The organism is Burkholderiales bacterium, assembly GCA_036262035.1.
Lineage (GTDB): Bacteria > Pseudomonadota > Gammaproteobacteria > Burkholderiales > SG8-41 > JAQGMV01.
Window position 1 is genome coordinate 53,929 of the sequence record DATAJS010000018.1, and the last position, 22,021, is coordinate 75,949.

Here is a 22,021-nt window from a genome sequence, read left to right on the forward strand (position 1 = left end):
CGTTGCGCGGCTTCACACGCCCGCCACGTCGGGCGGCGGCGCAGGCGGCGTGGCGACGCCGCGTCCCTGGATCTCGCGCGTAAGCCGGGAGATCTCGCGCCGCTGCCGCATGATCTGCACCAGCGCGGCGGACAGACCCAGCGCGGCCCCGAGGCAGAAGAAGACGAGCAACACGAAGATGAGCGGCGCGCGCCATTCCTGCCCGAGGAAATAGCGCACCGAGACCGGGTCGGTGTTCTTGATCGCGAACGTCAGCGCCACCACGAAAAGCAGCAGCTTGACGACCCAGAGGACGTAACGCATGGGGCCGCAGGATAACGCGAGTAAGGCGGCTATGCCACAGGTGCTGATAACGCATAAAGAAAATGTAGCGCCGCCAGGCGCTCTAAGCGCGCAGTTCGCGCGGCGAGGCGCAGCGCAGCTGCGCCGAAGCAGCGGTGTAGACCTTTCCGCGAAAAAAAGCGGCAGGATCGTTGACCCTGCCGCTTCAGCGCTTCAGTGGTAAGCACCTATTCTTTTTTCAGATCGACCCGTTCCCGCAGCTCCTTGCCCGCCTTGAAGTGCGGGACGTATTTCGCGGGAACCTGCACCTTCTCTCCCGACTTGGGATTGCGTCCGGTGCGGGGTGGCCGATAGTTCAAGCCGAAGCTGCCGAATCCTCTGATCTCGATGCGTTGTCCGTCCGCGAGGCTCTTGGCCATCGCGTCCAGGATCATCTTGACCGCGAGCTCGGCGTCCTTGGCGACGAGCTGCGGATAGCGGGCCGCGAGCTTCGCGATCAGCTCCGACTTGGTCATGGTCCTCCCTCGACTCTCTTATTGTTGGCTGTTGGCCGTGTCCAGCTTCGCCTTGAGCAGCGCTCCCAGGTTGGTCGTGCCCGCGCTGCTCTTGTCCGCGGCGTGCTTCTGGATCGCCTCGGCCTCCTCCGCCAGGTCTTTCGCCTTGATCGAGAGATTGATCGTACGGTTCTTGCGGTCGACGTTGATGATCATCGCGGTGACCGAATCGCCTTCCTTCAGCTTGGTGCGGATGTCTTCCACGCGGTCGCGCGAGACTTCCGACGCCCGCAGGTAGCCTTCCATGTCGCCGTCGAGGGCGATGACCGCGCCCTTGGCGTCGATCGCCTTCACGGTGCCGGTGACGATCGAGTTCTTCTCGTGCGAGGACACGTAGTTGTTGTACGGGTCGCCTTCGAGCTGCTTGATGCCGAGCGAGATGCGCTCGCGCTCGACGTCGATCGACAGGACCGTCGCGTCGACTTCCTCGCTCTTCTTGTAGTTGCGCACGGCTTCCTCGCCGGGCGTCGACCACGAGAGGTCGGAGAGGTGAACCAGGCCGTCGATGCCGCCGGGCAGGCCGATGAAGATGCCGAAGTCGGTGATCGACTTGATCTGGCCGCGGACGCGATCGCCTTTCTTGTGGTTCATGGCGAACTCTTCCCACGGGTTCGGCATGCACTGCTTCATGCCGAGCGAGATGCGGCGGCGGTCTTCGTCGATCTCGAGGACCATGACTTCCACTTCGTCGCCGAGCTGGACCACTTTGGACGGATGCACGTTCTTGTTGGTCCAGTCCATCTCGGACACGTGCACCAGGCCTTCGATGCCCGACTCGATCTCGACGAACGCACCGTAGTCGGTGAGGTTCGAGACCTTGCCGAACAGGCGCGTGCCGGGCGGGTAACGGCGCGAGAGGCCGACCCACGGGTCCTCGCCGAGCTGCTTCATGCCGAGCGAGACGCGGTTCTTCTCCTGGTCGAACTTCAGGACCTTGGCCTGCACTTCGTCGCCGACCGACAGGATCTCGGACGGGTGCTTGACGCGGCGCCACGCGAGGTCGGTGATGTGCAGCAGGCCGTCGATGCCGCCGAGGTCGACGAACGCACCGTAGTCGGTGATGTTCTTGACGATGCCCTTGACGACGGCGCCTTCCTGCAGCGTCTCGAGGAGCTTCTGGCGCTCTTCACCCTGGTTGGCTTCGAGCACCGCGCGGCGCGACACGACCACGTTGTTGCGCTTGCGGTCGAGCTTGATGACCTTGAAGTCCATCTGCTTGTTTTCGTACGGCGTGGTGTCCTTGACCGGGCGGATGTCCACGAGGGAGCCCGGGAGGAAGGCGCGGATGCCGTTCACCATGACGGTGAGGCCGCCTTTGACCTTGCCGTTGATCGTGCCCTGCACGACGTTGCCCTTCTCGAGGGCTTCCTCGAGCTCGTGCCAGGCGGCAAGGCGCTTCGCCTTGTCGCGCGAGAGCCGCGTCTCGCCGTGGCCGTCTTCGAGGGATTCGATCGCGACGCTGATGAAGTCGCCGGGCTGGACTTCGATCTCGCCGCGGTCGTTACGGAATTCGTCGACCGGAATGTAGCTTTCGGACTTGAGCCCGGCGTTGACCACGACGAAGTTGTCGTCCGCGCGGATCACCTCCGCGGTGATGACTTCGCCTATGCGCATTTCCTTGCGCGCGAGACTTTCTTCGAAAAGGGCCGCGAAGCTTTCGGGATCCAGCGCGGGAGCAGGAGCGGACGTGGTCGGAGAGGCCGGGGTAGAGGTTTTCATCATTAGGGGTTTGGGAGTTTGGTCGCCGCCGGTGGTCGGCGGGTCAGTTGAAAAAACCACGAACCGAGGGGGTCCATGGCGCCTGTTGTTGCCCTCCTGCGCTACCTGGTCTTACCGCGATGCAGCTCCAGCACTTTCGCCACCGAGGCCTCGATCGAGAGGGCTGTCGTATCGAGCTCGACGGCGTCCGGGGCCTTCAAAAGCGGGGCCGCGGCGCGTTGAGTATCGCGCGCGTCCCGCGCCCGGATATCCTGCAAAAGGGCGTCCATGTTAGCACTCATTCCTTTGTCGATCAACTGCTTATAGCGCCTTCTGGCCCTTTCCACGGCGTCCGCGGTCAGGAAGATTTTGAGGCCCGCGTCGGGGAAAACGACCGTGCCCATGTCGCGGCCGTCGGCGACCAGCCCGGGCGGCTGCCGGAACGCGCGCTGGCGCTCCAGCAGGGCGTCGCGCACCGGCTGCAGGGCCGCCACGCGCGAGGCGGCGGCACCCACGTCCTCGGCCCGGATGGCGTCGGTGACGTCGCCGCCCTCCAGCGCGATGCGGGCTCCGGTGAAACGGCAGTCGAGGTCGACGGCGATCTGCGCGAGCGCGGGCACGTCGTCCAGGCCGATGCCGCGCCGTAGCGCCGCGAGTCCCACGAGCCGGTAAAGGGCGCCGCTGTCGAGAAAATGGAAGCCCAGCGCGTCGGCGACCTTGGCGGCGACGGTCCCCTTGCCCGAAGCGGACGGTCCGTCGATGGCGATCACGGGGGCAAGGCTCAAGGCTGACTCTCGGAAATGGAAGCGAGCACGTCGAAATATTCGGGAAAGGTCTTGCCGACGCAGCCGGGGTCGTTGATGCGCACCGGCACACCGCCCAGCGCGACGAGCGAAAAGCACATCGCCATGCGGTGGTCGTCGTAGGTGGCTATGGAAGCGCCGGGCCTGAGTCCGAAGGCGTGAGGCGTGAGGGGTGAGGCGGGAGGCGTGATTTTCAGGTAATCGGCGCCCTCTTCCACGTCCGCGCCGACCTTGCGCAGCTCCGTCGCCATCGCCGAAATCCGGTCGGTCTCTTTCACGCGCCAGCTTCCGATGTTGCGCAAGGTGCTGGGGCCGTCGGCGAAGAGCGCGAGCACTGCCGCGGTCATGGCGGCGTCGGGGATGTGGTTCAGGTCCGCGTCGAGCGCGCGGAGCTTGCCTGTGCGCTTTACGTCGTCGGCCGCGGTCGCCTCGATCCAGTTATCGCCCATCGTGATGTGCGCGCCCATGCGCTCGAGCACTTCGGTGAAACGCACGTCACCCTGGATACTCGATCGCCCGACCCCTTCGACGCGCACCGCTGCGCCGCCCGTCAGCCCGCTGATCAGGCCCGCCGCGAGGAAGTAGGACGCCGACGACGCATCGCCTTCGACGTAGATCTCGCCGGGGCTCGCGTACCCGTTCGTCGCGGGAATGTCGAAGCGAGACCACTCCGTGCGTTTCACCTCGACGCCGAAGCGCTTCAGCGTGTTGACCGTGATCTCGACGTACGGCTTGGAGATGAGCTCCCCGACGATCTCGATGCCGCACGCGCGTCGGGTGAGCGGCAACGCCATCAGCAGTCCGGTGAGGAACTGGCTCGACACGTTGCCGCGAATCTTCAGCGGCCGCGACACGTCGAGCGCCGCGGCACGGATCTGCAGCGGCGGATAGCCCTGCTGCCCGAGGTAATCGATCGCAGCACCGGCCGCGGCGAGCGCTTCGACGAGGTCGCCGATCGGCCGCTCGTGCATGCGCGGCACGCCGGAGAGCCGGTACTCGCCGCCGAGCACGCCGAGCACGGCCGTCAGCGGACGGAACGCGGTGCCCGCATTGCCGAGGAAGAGATCGGCCTGCTTCACCGGAAACGCGCCGCCGGCGCCGTGCACGCGCACCGTGCGGTTCGCCACGGCGTCGCAGCGCACGCCGAGCGCGCGCAGCGCATCCAGCATGTAGCGTGTGTCGTCGGACTCGAGCACGTCGCGTACGAGCGTCTCGCCGTGCGCGAGCGCGGCGAGGAGCAGCGTGCGGTTCGAGATGCTCTTCGATCCCGGCAGCCGCACGCTGCCGCTCACGCGGCGTATGGGAGCGAGGTCGAGATGTTCCACGGTCAGGCGGGTTTCCTGATGAGCCAGCGGCTGCGCGCGTCGCGCGCGCGCTCGAACATGCGGGTGAGCGCGGCCGCGTCGCAATTCTCGATCGCGCCGCGCGCGATCTCGAGCTCTTCGACGTAATTATCGAGCAGCGCCACCAGCGCTTCCCTGTTCGCCACGCAAATGTCGCGCCACATCTCCGGCGAGCTGCCGGCGATGCGCACGGTGTCGCGCAGGCCGCCGCCGGAGTAGCCGAGCAGCGTGGGCGCGTCCTTGCGCTTGGCGAGCATGCTGACGAGCGCGAACGCGACGACATGCGGCAGGTGGCTCACCGCCGCGAAGATCTCGTCGTGGCGCCTCGGATCGAGCCGCACGATCTTCGCGCCGGTCGCGAGCCACGCGTCGCGCACGAGCTTCGAGGCGGAGGTTTTCGTTTCCGGCTGCGGTGCGAGGATCACGTTGCGGTCGCGAAAGAGCTCGGGAAATGCAGCAGTCGCGCCGCTCTTTTCGGTGCCCGCGATCGGATGCGAAGGCACGAAGCGCTCGAAGTGGTCACCCAGGAAGCGCTTCGCGTACGCGATCACGTCCTGCTTGGTGCTGCCGCCGTCGGTGATCACGGTCTTGTCGCCGAGCGCCGGGGCGATCTGCGCCATGACTTCGGGCATCTGCCCGACCGGCGTTCCCAGGAACACCAGATCGGCGTCGCGCACCGCTTTGGCGGCGTCTCGGCTCGCTTCGTCGATGACGCCGAGCTTCAGCGCGGCGTCGAGGTTCTTCTTCGTGCGGCCGACGCCGACGACGTGCCTGACGAGCTTCGCCCTCTTCAGCGCGAGCGCGAACGAGCCGCCGATCAGGCCGACGCCGATGACGACGAGCTTGCCGATCTTCGGTTTGCCGGCGGCCGTTTTCTTACGCGCCGCGCTCACTGAATCGCCGCCTTCAGGCTTTCCAGGAAGCGCGCGTTCTCGCTTTCCAGTCCGATCGAGACGCGCAGGTGGTTCGGCATGCCGTAGCTCGCGATCGGCCGCACGATCACGCCCGCGCGCAGCAGGCGCTGGAACACGCCGGCGGCGTCCTTCACTTCGAAGGTCACGAAGTTGCCGTACGAGGGGATGTAGGCGAGCCCCATCGCCGTGAGCCCCGCGGCGATCTGCTTCATGCCCGCAAGGTTCAGGTCGTGGCTCTGCTTCACGAACGCCTCGTCCGCCAGCGCGGCAGCCGCCGCGGCGAGCGCGACGCTGTTCACGTTGAACGGCTCGCGCACGCGGTTCATGAGATCGGCTACGGCTGCGTTGGCGAGCGAGTAACCCACGCGCAGTCCCGCGAGACCGTAGACCTTGGAAAACGTGCGGCTGATGACGAGGTTCGGGTGCTTCGCCAGCCACGCGACGGTCTCGACGCGCACCTCGCGCGGCAGGTATTCGTTGTACGCCTCGTCGAGCACGACGAGCACGTGATCGGGGAGCTTGCCGATGAAGCGCTCCAGCGCGTCGGCGGCGATGTAGGTGCCGGTGGGATTGTTCGGGTTCGCGATGAAGACGATGCGCGTCTTGCGCGTGACCGCTTTCGCCATCGCGTCGAGGTCGTGGCCGTAATCGCGCGCCGGCACTTCGATGCCTTTCGCACCGATCGCCTGGATCGCGAGCGGATACACCGCAAACGCATGCTGAGAGTAGATTGCCTCGTCTTCCGGCGTGAGGAACGCGCGCGCAGCGAGATCGAGCACGTCGTTGGAGCCGTTGCCGAGCACGATCTGATCGGCGGCGACGCCGTAGCGCTTGCACAGCGCCTGCTTCAGCTCGAAGCCGTTGCCGTCGGGATAGCGGCCGAGGTCCGCCAGGACTTTGGCGATCGCTTCCTGCGCGCGCGGGCTCACGCCGAGCGGATTCTCGTTCGACGCGAGCTTGATGATGCTCGCCTCCTCGAGGTTCAGCTCGCGCGCGAGTTCGGAGATCGGCTTGCCGGGCTGATACGGCGCGATGGCGCGGATGTACGAAGGGGCGAAATCGGAAACGCTCATAAGATCAGTGTTGAGTGTTGAGTGTTGAGTGTTGAGTGTTGAGTTGGGCGTTGGTCGGTCTTGAGCCTCGGGTGCTTAGCGAACACGGTTTTCACTAAACACTCAACACTCAACACTTGACACTAGATTGCGGCAGGATACGAGCCGAGGTTTTTGTACATCGACGCCGTGCGCTCGAGCTCACCCAGCGCCGCGGCGACGTTGCGGTCGTGCGCGTGGCCTTCGATGTCGACGTAGAACACGTACTCCCAGCGGCCGGTGCGCGCCGGGCGCGACTCGAGCTTGCTCATGCTCACGCGGTTCGCGGCCAGAGGCGTCAGCAATTCGTGGATCGCGCCGGGCACGTTGCGCGTCGCGAGGATCAGCGAGGTCTTGTCCTTGCCCGAAGGCGGCGCGTCGCTCTCGGCGATCACGAGAAAGCGCGTGGTGTTGGTCGCTTCGTCCTCGATGTTGCGCGCGAGGAGGTTCAGGCCGTAGAGCTCCGCCGCGGTCTTGCTCGCGATCGCGCCGGTCCCGCGCTCGGCCGCGGCCATGCGCGCGGCTTCGGCATTACTCACGACGGCGACTGTCTCAGCCTGAGGCAGGTTGCGTGCGAGCCAGCGCTGGCATTGCGCGAGGCTCTGGGTGTGCGAGTACACCTTGCGCACCGCCGACAGCGATTTCGCCTTGCTCATGAAGCACTGCCGGATGGGCAGCATCACTTCGCCGCACACGCGCGCGGGCGTCGTGAGGAGCAGGTCGAGCGTGCGGCCGACCGCGCCTTCGGTGGAATTCTCGACGGGCACGACGGCATGCCCCGCGGTCCCGGTCTCCACCTGCCTGAACACTTCGTCGATGGAAGCGCACGGCAGCGTCGGCACCACCCCGCCGAAGTGCTTCATCGCGGCTTCCTGGCTGTAGGTGCCGGCCGGGCCGAGGTATGCGACGACCATGCGGTCTTCGAGCGCCCGGCATGCGGACATGATCTCGGTGAAGACGCGCTGCAACGCCGCGTCGGGCAGCGGCCCGTTGTTGAGCTCGGCGACGCGGCGCAGGACCTGCGCCTCGCGCTCGGGGCGATAGACCGCGACGCCTTTCTTGAAGCGGCCGACCTGCTCCACCACGCGCGCGCGCTGCGCCAGCAGCTTGACGAGCTTTTGGTCGACTGCGTCGATCTTGTCGCGCAGGTTCTTGAGCGTGTCGCTCATTCCTCGGGCAGGAAACGCACCGAGAGCACGCCGCGGATGGCGGCGAGCTCGGCGAGCAGCGACGCCGGCAAGGCGCTGTCGACGTCGACGAGCGTATACGCCATGTCGCCCTTCGACTTGTTCAGCATGGTGTGTATGTTCAGGCCCGCCCGCGCCATCGCCGTGGAGATCTGGCCGACCATGTTGGGCACGTTCGCGTTGGCGATCCCGACGCGGTAAGGCGCCTCGCGCGCCATCACGACGTCCGGAAAGTTCACGGCGTTCATGATGTTACCGTGCTCGAGGAAGTCGCGCACCTGATCGACCACCATCACCGCGCAGTTGTCCTCCGCCTCGCGGGTCGACGCGCCGAGATGCGGCAGGGCGACGGCGCGCGGGTGCCCCTGCAGCGCCTGCATCGGAAAGTCGCACATGTAGTAGCGCAGCCGCTTGCCGTCGAGCGCCTCCAGCACCGCGCGCTCGTCGACCAGCCCGTCGCGCGCGAAGTTGAGCAGGATCGCGCTGTGCTTCATGCATTTCAGGCGTTCGGCGTCGATCATGTTGCGCGTGACGTCGAGCAGCGGCGCGTGCAGCGTGACGAAGTCGCCCGCCTTCAGCACTTCCTCGATCGAGTGCGCTTTCTTCACCTGCGACGGCAGGCTCCACGCGGCGTCGACGGTGATGTGCGGGTCGAAGCCGATCACGTTCATGCCGAGCTTGATCGCGGCGTCGGCGACGAGGCTGCCGATCTTGCCCAGGCCGATGATCCCGAGCGTGTGGCGCGGAAGCTCCGAGCCTACGAACTGCTTCTTGCCGTCTTCGACCGCTTTGTGCAGCGTCTTGTCGTCGCCCTCGAGGTCGCGGGTGAAGTCGAGCGCCGGCACGAGGTTGCGCGCGGCGATCAGCATCGCGGCGATCACCAGCTCCTTCACCGCGTTGGCGTTCGCACCGGGCGCGTTGAAGACCGGAACGCCGCGCTCGCTCATGGCCTTCACCGGGATGTTGTTGGTCCCCGCGCCCGCACGGCCGATCGCCTTCACCTCGCGCGGGATGTCCATCGAGTGCATGTCGTGCGAGCGCACGAGGATCGCGTCCGGCGAGTCGACATGGTTGCCGACGGTGAACCTGCCGGCGGGCAGGCGCTTCAGCCCGAGCTGCGAGATCGAATTGAGTGTGAGGACGCGAAAGGACTCACCCATGCTTGCGCTCGAATTCACGCATGAACTCGACGAGCGCCTGCACGCCCTCCATCGGCATCGCGTTGTAGATCGAAGCGCGCATGCCGCCGACCGAGCGATGGCCCTTGAGCTGCAGCAGCCCGCGCTTGTCCGCTTCCTTGAGGAAATCCTTGTCGAGCGAGTCGCTCTTCAGCGTGAACGGGATGTTCATGCGCGAGCGGTCGTCCTTCGCCACGGGCGAGCCGTAGAACTCGGTCGCGTCGAGGTAATCGTAGAGGAGCTTCGACTTGGCGATGTTGAGCTCTTCCATCTTTTTCAGGCCGCCCAGCTTCTTCAGCCACTGGAACACCAGCCCCGCCATGTAGATGCCGTACGTCGGCGGGGTGTTGTACATCGAATCGGCTTCGGCCTGGGTCTTGAAGTCGAAGACCGTCGGCGTTTCACGCGCGGCGTGGCCGATGAGGTCGTCGCGCACGATCACGATGGTGAGGCCCGCGGGGCCGATGTTCTTCTGCGCGCCGGCATAGATGAGCCCGTAACGCGACACGTCGATCGGGCGCGACAGGATGTGCGACGAGGCGTCGGCGGCCAGCGGCACCTCGCCGGTGTCGGGCGTCCAGTGGAACTCGACGCCGCCGATCGTCTCGTTGGTCGTGACGTGCACGTAGGCGGCGTTCGGATCGAGCTTCCACTCCGACTGCTTCGGCACGCAGGTGAAGTTCGCCGCTTCGGACGAGGCCGCGACGTTCACCTTGCAGTACTTCTTGGCGTCGCCGATCGCTTTCTTCGACCACTGCCCCGTGTTGACGTAATCCGCGCTCGCCTTGCCGCGCAGGATGTTGAGCGGAATCATCGCGAACATCGCCGCGGCGCCGCCCTGCAGGAAGAGCACCTTGTAGTTCTTGGGGATGTTCAGCAGCTCGCGCAGATCTGCTTCCGCGTTGGCGTGGATCGAGATGAACTCGCCGCCGCGGTGGCTCATCTCCATGACCGACATGCCGCTGCCGTGCCAGTCGAGCATCTCCTGCGCGGCCTGCGCGAGCACGGGCTCCGGCAGCACCGCCGGTCCCGCGCTGAAGTTGAATACACGTGCCATCGATGGTCTCGCTTTCCGCTTTTACTTTATTGAGCCGGCTCTGCGGGGCCGCTCGTCTCGGCGCCGGGCTCCGAATCCCCGCCGCCGTTCGTTTCACCGTTGCCGCTGCCGTGACCGTTGCCGTTGCCGTTGCCGTTGCCGTTGCCGTTGCCGCTGCCGTGACCGTTGCCGTTGCCGTCATCCTCCGGCTCCTGGATCTTCTCCACGCCCGCGAGCGCTTCGTTGTCGCCGAGGTTGATGAGCCGCACGCCCTGCGTCGAGCGCCCGAGCTCGCGGATCTCGGCGACGCGCATGCGGATCAGCACGCCGCCGGTCGTGATCAGCATGATCTCGTCCTCGGGGCTCACGAGCTGCGCACCGACGAGCTTGCCGTTCCTCTCGCTGCACTGGATCCCGATCATGCCCTGCGTGCCGCGGCCGTGGCGCGTGTAATCGAGAACCGCGGTGCGCTTGCCGTAACCGTTCTGCGTCGCGGTCAGCACCGACAGCGTCTCGTCGGCGACCGCGATGAGCGAGATCACGTGCTGCCCGTCGCCGAGCTTCATCCCGCGCACGCCGCCCGCGTTGCGTCCCATGGCGCGAACTTCGGACTCGTCGAAGCGCACCGCCTTGCCCGCGTCGGAGAACAGCATGATGTCGTGCTTGCCGTCGGTGAGCGCGACGCCGATGAGGTAGTCGCCGTCGTCGAGCGTGACCGCGATGATGCCTTTGGCCATCGGGCGCGAGAACGCGGACAGCGCGGTCTTTTTCACCGTGCCGTTGGCCGTCGCCATGAAGACGTAGTGATCCTCGTCGAACTCCTTCACCGGCAGCACCGCGGTGATCTTCTCGTCTTCCATCAGCGGAACGAGATTGACGATCGGCTTGCCGCGCGAGGTGCGGCTGCCCTGGGGCACCTCGTACACCTTGAGCCAGTACACGCGCCCGCGGCTCGAGAAGCACAGGATGTAGTCGTGCGTGTTGGCGATGAAGAGCTTCTCGACGAAATCGTCTTCCTTCGTCGTGGTCGCCTGACGCCCGCGGCCGCCGCGCTTCTGTGCGCGGTAGTCGGCGACCGGCTGCGACTTGAGATATCCGCCGTGCGAGATCGTGACGACCACGTCCTCGGGCGTGATCAGGTCCTCGGTGGCGAGATCCTGCGTCGTCGCGACGATTTCGCTGCGGCGCTCGTCGCCGTATTGCGCCTTGATCGCTTCGAGCTCTTCCGAGATGATCTTCGTCACGCGCGCCGGCTTCGACAGGATGTCCAGCAGATCGGCGATCTTCGCCATGGTGTCGCGATACTCCGCGACGATCTTGTCCTGCTCCAGCGCGGTGAGGTTCTGCAGGCGCATCTCCAGGATGCGCTGGGCCTGTACGTCCGAGAGCTTGTAGCCTTGCGCGTGCAGCCCGTATTCCGGCGAGAGCCCTTCCGGCTTGGACAGCGCGCCTTCGCTGCGCGCGAGCATTTCCTCGACCAGCGCGGAGCGCCAGTAGCGCGCCATGAGCTGGACCTTCGCTTCGGCAGGGCTCGCCGCGGCCTTGATCAGCGCGATGATCTCGTCGACGTTCGACAGCGCGACCGCCAGACCTTCGAGGATGTGACCACGTTCCCGCGCTTTCCTCAGCTCGAACACCGTGCGGCGCGTGACGACTTCGCGGCGGTGGCGCAGGAACGCTTCGAGGAACTGCTTGAGGTTCAGGAGGCGCGGCTGGCCGTCGACCAGCGCGACCATGTTCATCCCGAACGTGTCCTGGAGCTGCGTCTCTTTCCAGAGGCGGTTCAGGATGATGTCCGGCACCTCCCCGCGCTTGAGCTCGATGACCGCGCGCATGCCGCGCTTGTCCGACTCGTCGCGGATGTCGGAGATGCCTTCGAGCTTCTTCTCGCGAACGAGCTCGCCGATGCGCATGAGCAGGTTCGCCTTGTTGACCTGGTACGGCAGCTCGTCGATGACGATCGAGACGCGGCCCGCCTTCTCCGACTCCTCGAAGTGCGTGCGCGCGCGCATCACGATGCGGCCGCGGCCGGTGCGATACCCTTCGCGCACGCCCGCGACACCGTAGATGATCCCGCGCGTCGGGAAATCGGGCGCCGGCACGATGTCGATCAGGTCGTCCACCGACATCTGCGGGTTCTCGAGCAGCGCCTGACAGGCGTCGACCACTTCGCCGAGATTGTGCGGCGGGATGTTGGTCGCCATGCCGACCGCGATGCCGGACGAGCCGTTCACCAGCAGGTTGGGCACGCGGGTGGGCAGCGTGACCGGCTCGCGCTCCTTGCCGTCGTAGTTCGGGACGAAATCGACCGTTTCCATGTCGATGTCCGCGAGCATGTCCGACGTGATCCGCTCGAGACGGCACTCGGTGTAGCGGTAGGCCGCCGCGGAGTCGCCGTCGATCGAGCCGAAGTTGCCCTGCCCGTCGATCAGCGTATAGCGCATGGAGAAGTCCTGCGCCATGCGCACAAGTGCCTCGTAGGTCGCCGCGTCGCCGTGGGGATGGTATTTACCGAGCACGTCACCGACGACGCGCGCGCATTTCACGTAGGGCCGGTTCCAGACGTTGTTGGCTTCGTGCATGGCGAAGAGGATGCGGCGATGCACCGGCTTGAGGCCGTCGCGCACGTCGGGGAGCGCACGCCCGACGATCACGCTCATGGCGTAATCGAGGTAGGAGCGGCGCATCTCCTCTTCGAGACTGATGGGGAGGGTTTCTTTGGCGACTTGATCCATTCGGCTGGCGGGAAAAACCGCTGTACGACGAGCTAAAAAGTGTCAATTTTACCATGCGGGACAGACGCTTCGCATCGTTTCGAACGCCCCGAAAAGATCGACTGCGACAGCACATACTCGCGCCGCATCGACTCGCAAGCCGCGCGCCGCGAACACGGGCGCAGTAGTTGCTCGGTGCATGCGGCAACAAAAGGGGATTCAGCCAGGGCGTTTCGGAAACGCGCGTCGGGATTGCGGCGCGAACCTCGATCGGCGGAATCGGATCGGTCGACGGCGCGCGCCGTCGGCGACCAGGCATGCCGTTCGCATGTTGGGCGCCGACGTGTAACGGAGCAAGGGGAGTGTCAAGCGAAGTTACGCAAAATCGAGCCGGGAAGCGAGCCGGGCGTTTCATTTACGCAACAAGCCGATACCTTTTTTTTCTCTAAACCATGTTATGATTTCGGCATGTTTGCTTTGGCATTTTCTCTGTGCTATTAAGTGAACCCTGGGGAGATTCTCTTTTAGGTTCCGACGCTTGGCGGGGCCTGACTTCATCGTAAATCAGGAGGAACAAGAACATGAGTGCAGCTTTTCGGATTTCTCTCGCGACCGCGGCCGTATGCGCGGCGCTCCTCCCCCAGGTCGGCTCAGCCGCGACCGGGGAAAGGAAGGACGGCTATCTCACCGACGTGCAGGGGAACGTAGTGCGCGCGCTCGGTGCCGGTGTGTGCGTCCGCACCAGCCAGTGGACGCCCGCCCTGGCCGTCGCCGAGTGCGATCCGGATCTGGTCCCGAAACCCGCTCCGAAACCGGCGCCGAAACCCGAAGCCAAGCCCGAAGCGAAACCGGCTCCGAAGCCCGAAGCCAAGCCGAAACCCAAGCCCAAGCCCGAGATGATGAACGTGGAGCGCAAGATCGAGCTCCAGGGCATGCCGTTCGACAAGGCCGAGATGACGCCGGACAACGTCAAAGAGCTCGACAAGTTCATGGCCGATCTCAAGCCCGTGACCCTCGGCGCGATGATCGTCACCGGCCACACCGACCGTATCGGCTCGCTGAAGTACAACCAGCGCCTGTCCGAGCGTCGCGCGGTCGTGGTCAAGGACTACATCGTCAGCAAGGGCATCGATCCGAAGCTGATCTTCTGGGAAGGCAAGGCGTTCAAGCAGCCGATACCGGTCACCAAGTTCTGCTCGAACAAGATGAAGCGCAAGCAGCTCATCGAGTGTCTGGCTCCGAACCGTCGCGTGACCGTCGAAGCGGTGGGCCGTATGCCGAAGCCGCCCGCGAAGAAACCGGAAGCCAAGCCGGAAGCCGCCAAGCCGGAAGCGAAACCGGAAGCCAAGCCGAAGCCTTAAGCTTCGACTGCGTCAAATCAAAAGCCCCGCTTCGGCGGGGCTTTTTTTGTGTCTAATCATGGGATGAAAGCTGCCGATACCCTGATCACCGCACGCTGGATCGTGCCGATAGAGCCTGCAGGCGTGGTGCTCGAGAATCACGCCGTCGCGATCCTCGACGGCGAGATCGCCGCGATCGGTCCGACCCCGAAGCTGGAAAGCGAGTACGAAGTCCGCGAGCGCGTCGCGCTCGCCGATCATGCGCTTCTGCCCGGCCTGGTGAACCTGCACACCCACGCGGCGATGTCGCTCATGCGCGGGCTCGCCGACGACACCGCGCTGATGGACTGGCTCGCGAACCATATCTGGCCGGTCGAGGCGCGCGTGGTGTCGCCGCAGTTCGTGCACGACGGCACCCTCCTCGCCTGCGCCGAGATGCTGCGCGCAGGCGTCACGTGCTTCTCCGACATGTACTTCTTCGGCGAGGACGCCGCCAACGCCGCGGTGCGCGCCGGCATGCGCGCGGTGATCGGCATGATCGCCCTCGAGTTTCCCAGCGCCTACGCCTCGGACGCGCGCGACTATCTGGCGAAGGGACTCGCGATGCGCGATGCGCTGCGCGACGAGCCGCTGCTTTCCTTCGCGCTCGCGCCGCACGCGCCGTACACGGTCTCCGACACGACGCTGCAGACGATCGCGACGTATGCGGCCGAGCTCGACGTCCCGGTGCACGTGCACCTGCACGAGACCCGCGACGAGATCACCGAGAGCCTGAAGGCTCACGGCGTGCGGCCGCTCGAGCGCATCTCGCAGCTCGGGCTGCTGGGCCCGGGACTGATCGCGGTGCACGCGGTGCATCTGGAAGCGAACGAGATCGAGACGCTCGCGCGCCACGGGTGCAGCGTCGCGCACTGTCCGTCGTCGAACCTGAAGCTCGCCAGCGGCATCGCGAAAGTCGCTGCGATGCTGGAGCGCGGCGTCAATGTCGGCATCGGCACCGACAGCGCGGCGAGCAACAACCGCCTCGACGTGCTCGGCGAGACGCGGCTCGCGGCGCTCCTCGCCAAGGGCAGCGCAGGCAGCGCGACGGCCGTTCCGGCGCACACCGCGCTCCATATGGCGACGCTGGGCGGTGCCCGGGCGCTCGGGCTCGACGCGAAGGTCGGCTCGATCGTCGAAGGCAAGCGCGCCGACCTCGCGGCGATCGATCTCTCGTCGATCGAGCTCGCGCCCTGTTACGATGCCGCCTCGCAGCTCGTCTACGCCGCGGGCCCGCAGCACGTCACGCACGTGTGGGTCGACGGCAAGGCGCGGGTGCGCGACCGCAAGCTCGTCGACATCGACGAGCGCGAGCTACAGTTGAAGGCACTGCATTGGAAAGACAGGATCAAGAGCTGACCTCGAACGTCGATCCGCTCGAGCTGGAGAAATTCAGCCAGCTCGCGCATCGCTGGTGGGACCCCCAGAGCGAGTTCAAGCCGCTGCACGAGATCAATCCGCTGCGCCTGGGCTATATCGAGACGATCGCCGGCGGGCTGCAAGGCAAACGCGTCCTCGACGTCGGGTGCGGCGGCGGCATCCTCTCCGAAGCGATGGCGGCGCGCGGCGCGATCGTCACCGGCATCGACCTCGCCGACAAGCCGCTCAAGGTCGCGAAGCTGCACCTTTTCGAATCGGGACTGAAGGTCGATTACCGCAGGATCGCGGCCGAGGAGCTCGCGCGCGACCCCGGGGAGCGCTACGACGTCGTCACCTGCATGGAGATGCTCGAGCACGTCCCCGATCCGGCGCAGACCGTGCGCGCCTGCGGCGAGCTCGTGAAGCCCGGCGGGCACGTCTTCTTCGCGACGATCAACCGCAACCTGAAGGCGTACGCTTTCGCGATCGTCGGCGCCGAATACGTGCTGCGGCTGCTGCCGCGCGGCACGCACGATTACGAGAAGTTCATCAAACCCTCCGAGCTCGCGCGCATGTGCCGCGACGCGGACCTCACCGTGACCGGAACGATCGGCATGACCTACAACCCGCTCACGCGCGTCTACGCCCTCGGCCGCGACACCGACGTGAACTACATCCTGCACGGCGCCAGGAATTGAGCGCCGCGACCCAAGCGGTCTTCTTCGACCTCGACGGCACCTTTGCCGACACCGCACCCGACCTCACTTACGCGCTCAACGTGATGCGCGAAGCGCGCGGGCTGCCGCCCTGCCCGATCGAGCTCACGCGGCCGGTCACCTCGACCGGCGGGCGCGGGATGATGCGCGTCGGCTTTGGTCTCACGCCGGAGCACCCGGAGTACGTCGCGATGCGCGGCGAGTTCCTCGAGATCTACGCGAGCAACCTGTGCCGTGAGACCACGCTGTTCCCCGGCATGGACGAGCTCATCGGCGGCCTGGAAGCGCGCGGCGTGCGCTGGGGCATCGTGACCAACAAGGCGGAAGGCCTCGCCAAGCCCCTCATCGCCCGGCTCGGCCTGAACGGCCGCTGCGCGTGCGTGGTGGGCGGCGACACCGCCCCGCGCATGAAGCCGCATCCCGATCCGCTCTACGCCGCCGCGGCGCTCGTCGACGTGCGTCCGAGCACCTGCATCTACGTCGGCGACGACGCCCGCGACGTCGCGGCAGGACGCGCCGCAGGGATGCGGACGCTCGCGGTGCGCTACGGCTATCTCAACGGCGGCGATCCGGACACGTGGGAGGCCGACGCGGTGGTCGACTGCCCGCAGGACGTGCTGGCGCACCTGTAGAAAGCGGGAACCATTCCGGCGCATCCCGCTCCAATCCCTTCGCGCTTGAAAACGGGGCGGCGGACACCATATGCGATAATGTTCGCTGTCGCGCATTCGAGCGGCGACGATACCGGGGGCGACCTGGTTTCGACGTGGGTTACGAAGCAGCACAGGGCATGCCAAGGTCGAGTCACCTTGTTAAACAGCTCGAAACTTCATACACGCCAACGACGAGCGTTTCGCTCTAGCCGCCTAACACCGGCTAGACGCTGCACTGATCTGCTGATGGGTCAGGCCTGGAAGTAGCCGCAAGGCTATCGAAGGGTGCAGCGTCATTTACATCAGCCTCTCTACACGGTCTGGCCGCTTGGCCGTGCGGATCCGTCGAAGCGGCTGGCCGAGCGTGAGCCTGCCGATGGGCGCACGCAAGGCGAGACCCAAATCATCAGGCTAAGCATGTAGTCCTGACTGTAGAGGGCTTGCGGACGCGGGTTCGATCAATGGTCGCGTCTGTCCGTGAGGGCAGAATGAAAACGGAGCTCACATCGGTGAAACCTAAACCGGCCTCGCCAGGCCGGCAGGGCAACGCCGAGGGGTAGGAAGAGGGCCAACCTCAGGCCTGCCCTGTAGAGACTCATAGACTCGCCGACCGGCTGCACAGCCGGCGGGTGGGCACTAGGATTCGCCGTTCGGCGAATAACACGCTCCGCATCCTGGGCAACCAGGATGAAGGCATAGTCCAGCCCGTTCCGAAAGGAGCGGACCAGCTGTCCCGCCGCCTCCACCAATGGCGAAGCCCCCGACCGCGCGAGCGGTCCGGGGGCTTATTATTTGCGCCATCGGGTAACTCGGAGTTGCCAATGTCGATCTCCCGGAAGATCGCAGCCCTCGCTGCCGTCGATGCCGCGTATATCGCCGGCCTGGTCGACGGAGAAGGCACGGCCACACTCACCCGCCGCCATCGAGCCGACGAACGTCAGCTCGTAGTGTCGATCAGCAGTACTGAGCGCGATTTGCTGGAACACGTGAAGCGCGTTGCCGGCGCCGGCCGCATCACGTCGAAACGCACCTACCGCACCGAGCATACCCCGAGCTTCACGTTTGCTATCTGCAATCGCCAGGCGCTCGATCTGCTCGCCGGGATCGCGCCTTACATGCGCGGATACAAGCGCGAGCGGGCTCGACTGGTCCTGGACAAATACGTGGCGCTCACCCCGCGCAACGGCCGTTACACCGACCGCGCCCGGCAGGAACGCGAAGCCTTTATACAGCGATTCTTCAGCGTCACGGCGAGGACTTCATAGATGGGTCACAACGCCTCCAGCGCAAGCTCGGTGACGACGCGCTTCTCCGAGTCCGCTTTCACCTGGGTGACACCCCCGGACGAGACCTGTCCGCTGTCGATGCCGCCTTTGGCGAGGGCGTCGAGGATGGCGCGTGTGCGCCTCGCGGCAAGCTCCTGCATCGCGCCCTCGGGCAGCGGCTCGGCCTGCGCGAGGCGCTCGAAGACGGCCTCGTAGAACTCGGTGTCCTTGCTGCCGCGCCCGATGAGGCCCAGGACGGGGTTGACGCGGTCGGGCTCGCGGCCGGTGCGCTTGGCGTAGCTCTTTTCGAGCTCGGCCAGCGCGTTGGGTCCCGCGCGCAGCGCGAGCAGCCTTTCGAGCGCCCTCTGCGTGTCGGCATTGCCGTAGGCAATCAATCCCGGCGGCTCGCCCGGTTGCAGCTTGGCGCCCAGCGCGCCCGCGAGCTCGAGCCGCGCCTGACGGCGTTTCAGCGCCTTCGCGTCTTCCCCACTGTCGTACGGGCCTTTGACCACGAGCTTGAGCTGCGGCCGCGATTTCAGCGCCTTGGCGAGCGCGTCGAGCTGCTCGCGCTGCGACGGCGCGATGGCGTCGCTGCCCGGCGCGAAGCCGACCCTGCGCACCGCATCCGAGTCGCCTTTTCCGAAGAGTCCCGCGAGCGCGCGGAACGGCGCGGTCACGATGCGGGTGAGCACGTTCGCGATCGCGCTCCAGATGACTTTGCTGTACTCGAACTTCGGGTCGCCGACGTTGCCCCGGACCGGGACGTCGAGATTGATCCGGCCCTCGCTGTCCTTGAGCAACGCGATCGCGAGGTCGAGCGGCAGGTTGGTCGCGCCCGGCGAGTCGACGCGCTCACCCAGCTTGAAGTTGTTCAGAACGACGCGATTCTCGCCCGCGAGCTGCGAGTTCACGATCTTGTATTCGAGCACCAGCGAGAGCCGGCCCTCGGCGATCTTGCGCCCGGCGAACGTGGCCGAATACGGCGAGAACGACCCCACGTCGATGTTGTTGAAGCGCGCGGTGATGTCCATGAACTTGTTCGTATCGCGCGGGATGAGCGTCCCGTCCGCGCGCGCTTCGCCGTACTTGTCGACTTGTCCGGCGAGCTTGATCTGCGCTTTGGCCTGCGGATCCGACGAGATGCCGACGATCGCGCCGTCGAGCTCGTGCACTTGCGTAGCGAAGGGCAGCACGAGCGAGAGGTCGGCGAAATCGAGCGTGCCCTTGCTGATGCGGACGGTCTCGATCTCGTACGGAAACGCCGGCGCTTCGGCCCCGGACGAAGTCGGCTGCTGCGGCGGCGCCGGCGAAGCGTCCGTCTTCACGACCTTCGTCAGGTTCACCGTGCGATCCTTGGCGATGATGATCTTGCCGCCCGGCTCGATCACCCGGACCTCCCGGATCGCGAGCCTGTCCGGCGCGAGGCTCAGGTCGGCGCCGTCGACCGCGAGCGTCTTCCACGACGCGAAGCGCTCGTTCGTGCCCGCTTCATTGATCAGCACGTCGCTCAACGCGACCTCGCCTCGCGCGGTGAGCTCGGGCTGGCGCCCGCGGCGATACGCCACGCGCGCTTTCGCCGAGAGCTGGCCCGATTTGAGATCGAGCGTCGCGTGCCTGGTCAGCAGCGGCTCCAGCGGTTCGAGCGCGATGCGCGCAAGGTCCACCTGCGCGCCCGCGCCGGCGAAGTCCTGCTGCAGCGTCCCCGTTCCGCTCAGCGTCCCGTCCTTGCCCACGCGCAGCGCGGCCGTGAAGGCGATCGGCTTCCTGCTCGCGCTGTCGATGTGGCTGGCGGTGACCGAGGCCGCTTCGAGGTCGTAAGCGACCGCCGGTTTGTACGATTGGTCCGCGAGCGCGGCTTTGAAGGACTTGAGCGAGACCGAATCGACGCGGTATCGCCACGCGCCGGATGCGGGCGTGCCGCTCGACGCTCGCGCCGGCGGCTGCGCCGGCTTCGGAACGAGGGCGTCGACGAGGTCGATGCGGCCGTCGGCCCCGCGTATCAGCCGCACGCCGCCGCCGCTCAACGCGAGGTTCTTCACCGTGGCGGTGCGCTCGGCGGTGTCGATGCGCCCGCCGGTCAGCCGCACTGACTCCAGTGAGGCGTGCGGCGCGGTCGCCCCCGGTGCAGCGAGCTTTACGCGATCGATCGCGACTTGCAGATCCGTGGCGATCGTGCTGCCCGCCGCGCCGGCGTTCAGGCCGAACGACGCATTCAGTTCCTCGGCCCTTGCGGAGTAGCCCGGCTTGCGGCTGGTGTCGTCGTACTGGAGCGCGATCTTTTCGAGGGCGACCTTGTCGACCTGCACGCGCCACGGCTCGCCGGCTTCCTTGGAGGCCGGCTGCACAGGCGCGGGCGCCGACAGCGCCTTCAGCAGTCCCTCGGGGCCGTTCGGGCCCACGGCGAGCGCGAGATTGCCGCGCTTGAGCTCGACGAGCTTGGCGGCGATCGCGTGTTGCTTGCTGTCGATGCGGCCGCCGGCGATCGTGAGCCCCTCGAGCGCCGCCAGACGCGTCGCCGCGGTCGGTCCGCTCGCGGCCGTGTCCTCGAGCGCGACTTCGAGGTCGCCGACGACGAACTGCGCGGGCCCCGCGCCGGTGCTCACCTCGACGTTCAGACCGGCGGTCAGCCCGGTGCGAATCGCGAGCGCGGGCGATGCGCTCTGGTCGACGTAATTCAGCGCGACGTTCTCGACGGCGACGCCGAGCAACCGGATCCGCCAAGGCTGGGCGGCGGCCGGAGCAGCGGCGGGCTGCGCCGGGACGGCGGGGGCGGCATTCGGCGGGTCCATGAGACGCTGCCAGTTCATCGCGCGGTTCGCGCCGACGATCGTGTTGACCGCGCCGTCGGCAACCACCAGCTTCTTGACCGTGAGCTCGCCTTTGGGAAAGGCGAAGCTCGCGTCTTCGATCGCGACCTTCTTCAGCGCGAGCAGCGGTTCTTTCTCGCCTTCGAGCGCGAACAGCAGGCCGTTGGCTTGCGCCTGCATGCCGTTCAGCAGCAGCGTCGCGTGGCCTTCCTGGTAGCGAAAGTCGTAATGCCCCGCGATCGACAGATCGCCGTCGGGCCGCGCGAGATTCAGGCCGGGCCGGCGGAATCGCCACAGGCTTTCGAGCTTGGCGCCCTTGATCGAAAGCTCGCCCGCGGAGGCGATCGGCTCGAGCGACAGACGGCCTTTCCACGCGAGCGATCCGCCGGCGGGCAGCCGCGCGTTCAGCGTATAACGCCCTTCGCTGTCCGGAAGCGTGCTGAGATTGTCGAGCTCCAGATTGATCGGTGCGAAAGCGGCTTCCGCGCGGAGCTCTCCCGACAGATCGGTGATCCCGACCCGCGTGTCCCTGACGACGAGGCGATCGATGAGCACGCGCGCGGTCGGCTCGTCGGGCTCGGGCTCCTTGAACAGCCGGCGCAGCACTTCGAGCAGGTTCAGGCGCGCATTACGGTCGATCTCGAGTCCGAGGTCCGCGCTTTCGAGCGTGATCTCGCCGAATCGCCACGCGCGCGCGAAAAGGCTGGACATCTCGAAATTGACGAACAGCCGCTTGAACGCGAGCAGCGCCTTGTCGCCTTTGTCCTCCAGGCGGAATCCGGAAGCTTCGAACGTCAGTGCGTAAGGATTGATCCGGACTTTCTCGATCGAAGCGCGGCGGCCGAGACGCTCCTGCGCGAAGGACGGCAGATAGCGCTCGATCAGATACGGCGCCAGCAGGAAACCGACGAACGTATACACGACCAGCACCGCCGCGAACGACCATAGCAGCTTGCTGCGCAGGAGGCGCCGCCGGTCGAACGACGGCCACCGGAGCTTTGGTAAAGACATTTTGACGTCCCGGCTCAAGGTATCACGCGCC

Annotated in this window: 17 protein-coding genes and 1 other RNA gene; 6 read left to right on the plus strand and 12 right to left on the minus strand. The window is 66.2% G+C overall.

The annotated features are described in order from the left end of the window. Positions 1-12: 12 nt before the first annotated feature. From VHP37_20715 to gyrA, 11 genes are all read right to left on the minus strand, one after another. Positions 13-303, minus strand: a complete 291-nt coding sequence (locus VHP37_20715) for a LapA family protein (protein HEX2828786.1) — start codon at positions 301-303, stop codon at positions 13-15. Between the two features lie 206 nt (positions 304-509). Then, on the minus strand, positions 510-797 hold the full coding sequence (locus VHP37_20720; protein HEX2828787.1) for an integration host factor subunit beta: 288 nt from the start codon (positions 795-797) through the stop codon (positions 510-512). An 18-nt stretch (positions 798-815) separates the two neighbouring features. Continuing rightward, complete coding sequence (gene rpsA / locus VHP37_20725; protein HEX2828788.1) at positions 816-2,555, minus strand: 30S ribosomal protein S1; 1,740 nt, start codon at positions 2,553-2,555, stop codon at positions 816-818. A gap of 101 nt (positions 2,556-2,656) precedes the next feature. Then, positions 2,657-3,319, minus strand: a complete 663-nt coding sequence (gene cmk, locus VHP37_20730) for a (d)CMP kinase (protein ID HEX2828789.1) — start codon at positions 3,317-3,319, stop codon at positions 2,657-2,659. Further along, a complete protein-coding gene (gene aroA / locus VHP37_20735) occupies positions 3,316-4,662 on the minus strand; it encodes a 3-phosphoshikimate 1-carboxyvinyltransferase (GenBank protein HEX2828790.1) in 1,347 nt (448 codons plus the stop codon). Before aroA ends, cmk begins: the two co-directional genes overlap by 4 nt. A 2-nt stretch (positions 4,663-4,664) precedes the next feature. Beyond that, positions 4,665-5,573, minus strand: coding sequence for a prephenate dehydrogenase/arogenate dehydrogenase family protein (locus tag VHP37_20740; GenBank protein ID HEX2828791.1), 909 nt, complete (start codon positions 5,571-5,573; stop codon positions 4,665-4,667). Further along, positions 5,570-6,667 carry a histidinol-phosphate transaminase gene (gene hisC / locus VHP37_20745; protein HEX2828792.1) on the minus strand — a complete coding sequence of 366 codons (1,098 nt, stop codon included), beginning with the start codon at positions 6,665-6,667 and terminating at the stop codon, positions 5,570-5,572. Before hisC ends, VHP37_20740 begins: the two co-directional genes overlap by 4 nt. Before the next feature lie 122 nt (positions 6,668-6,789). After that, positions 6,790-7,854: a prephenate dehydratase gene (gene pheA / locus VHP37_20750; GenBank protein ID HEX2828793.1), complete on the minus strand. Its 1,065-nt coding sequence runs from the start codon at positions 7,852-7,854 to the stop codon at positions 6,790-6,792. After that, positions 7,851-9,032, minus strand: a complete 1,182-nt coding sequence (locus VHP37_20755) for a phosphoglycerate dehydrogenase (GenBank protein ID HEX2828794.1) — start codon at positions 9,030-9,032, stop codon at positions 7,851-7,853. The genes pheA and VHP37_20755 overlap by 4 nt, the downstream gene beginning before the upstream one ends. Continuing rightward, the gene (gene serC, locus VHP37_20760; GenBank protein ID HEX2828795.1) at positions 9,025-10,107 is read right to left on the minus strand and encodes a 3-phosphoserine/phosphohydroxythreonine transaminase; all 1,083 of its coding nucleotides are present in this window, start codon (positions 10,105-10,107) and stop codon (positions 9,025-9,027) included. The genes VHP37_20755 and serC overlap by 8 nt, the downstream gene beginning before the upstream one ends. A 26-nt stretch (positions 10,108-10,133) precedes the next feature. Continuing rightward, positions 10,134-12,821 carry a DNA gyrase subunit A gene (gene gyrA / locus VHP37_20765; protein HEX2828796.1) on the minus strand — a complete coding sequence of 896 codons (2,688 nt, stop codon included), beginning with the start codon at positions 12,819-12,821 and terminating at the stop codon, positions 10,134-10,136. Between the two features lie 560 nt (positions 12,822-13,381). Here gyrA and VHP37_20770 point away from each other — a divergent pair. From VHP37_20770 to VHP37_20795, 6 genes are all read left to right on the plus strand, one after another. Further along, positions 13,382-14,161, plus strand: a complete 780-nt coding sequence (locus VHP37_20770) for an OmpA family protein (protein ID HEX2828797.1) — start codon at positions 13,382-13,384, stop codon at positions 14,159-14,161. A 63-nt stretch (positions 14,162-14,224) separates the two neighbouring features. Further along, entirely contained in the window at positions 14,225-15,538 is a 1,314-nt protein-coding gene (locus VHP37_20775; protein HEX2828798.1) for a TRZ/ATZ family hydrolase, read from the plus strand. Beyond that, entirely contained in the window at positions 15,514-16,236 is a 723-nt protein-coding gene (ubiG, locus tag VHP37_20780) for a bifunctional 2-polyprenyl-6-hydroxyphenol methylase/3-demethylubiquinol 3-O-methyltransferase UbiG (protein ID HEX2828799.1), read from the plus strand. Before VHP37_20775 ends, ubiG begins: the two co-directional genes overlap by 25 nt. Beyond that, positions 16,233-16,886, plus strand: a complete 654-nt coding sequence (locus tag VHP37_20785) for an HAD-IA family hydrolase (protein HEX2828800.1) — start codon at positions 16,233-16,235, stop codon at positions 16,884-16,886. Before ubiG ends, VHP37_20785 begins: the two co-directional genes overlap by 4 nt. A 122-nt stretch (positions 16,887-17,008) precedes the next feature. Then, positions 17,009-17,368: a transfer-messenger RNA gene (gene ssrA, locus VHP37_20790) on the plus strand. A gap of 360 nt (positions 17,369-17,728) precedes the next feature. After that, positions 17,729-18,172, plus strand: coding sequence for an LAGLIDADG family homing endonuclease (locus VHP37_20795; GenBank protein HEX2828801.1), 444 nt, complete (start codon positions 17,729-17,731; stop codon positions 18,170-18,172). Between the two features lie 5 nt (positions 18,173-18,177). On the opposite strand, the gene VHP37_20800 is transcribed toward VHP37_20795, so the two are convergent. Then, on the minus strand, positions 18,178-21,990 hold the full coding sequence (locus VHP37_20800; GenBank protein ID HEX2828802.1) for a DUF748 domain-containing protein: 3,813 nt from the start codon (positions 21,988-21,990) through the stop codon (positions 18,178-18,180). Between the last annotated feature and the right edge of the window lie 31 nt (positions 21,991-22,021).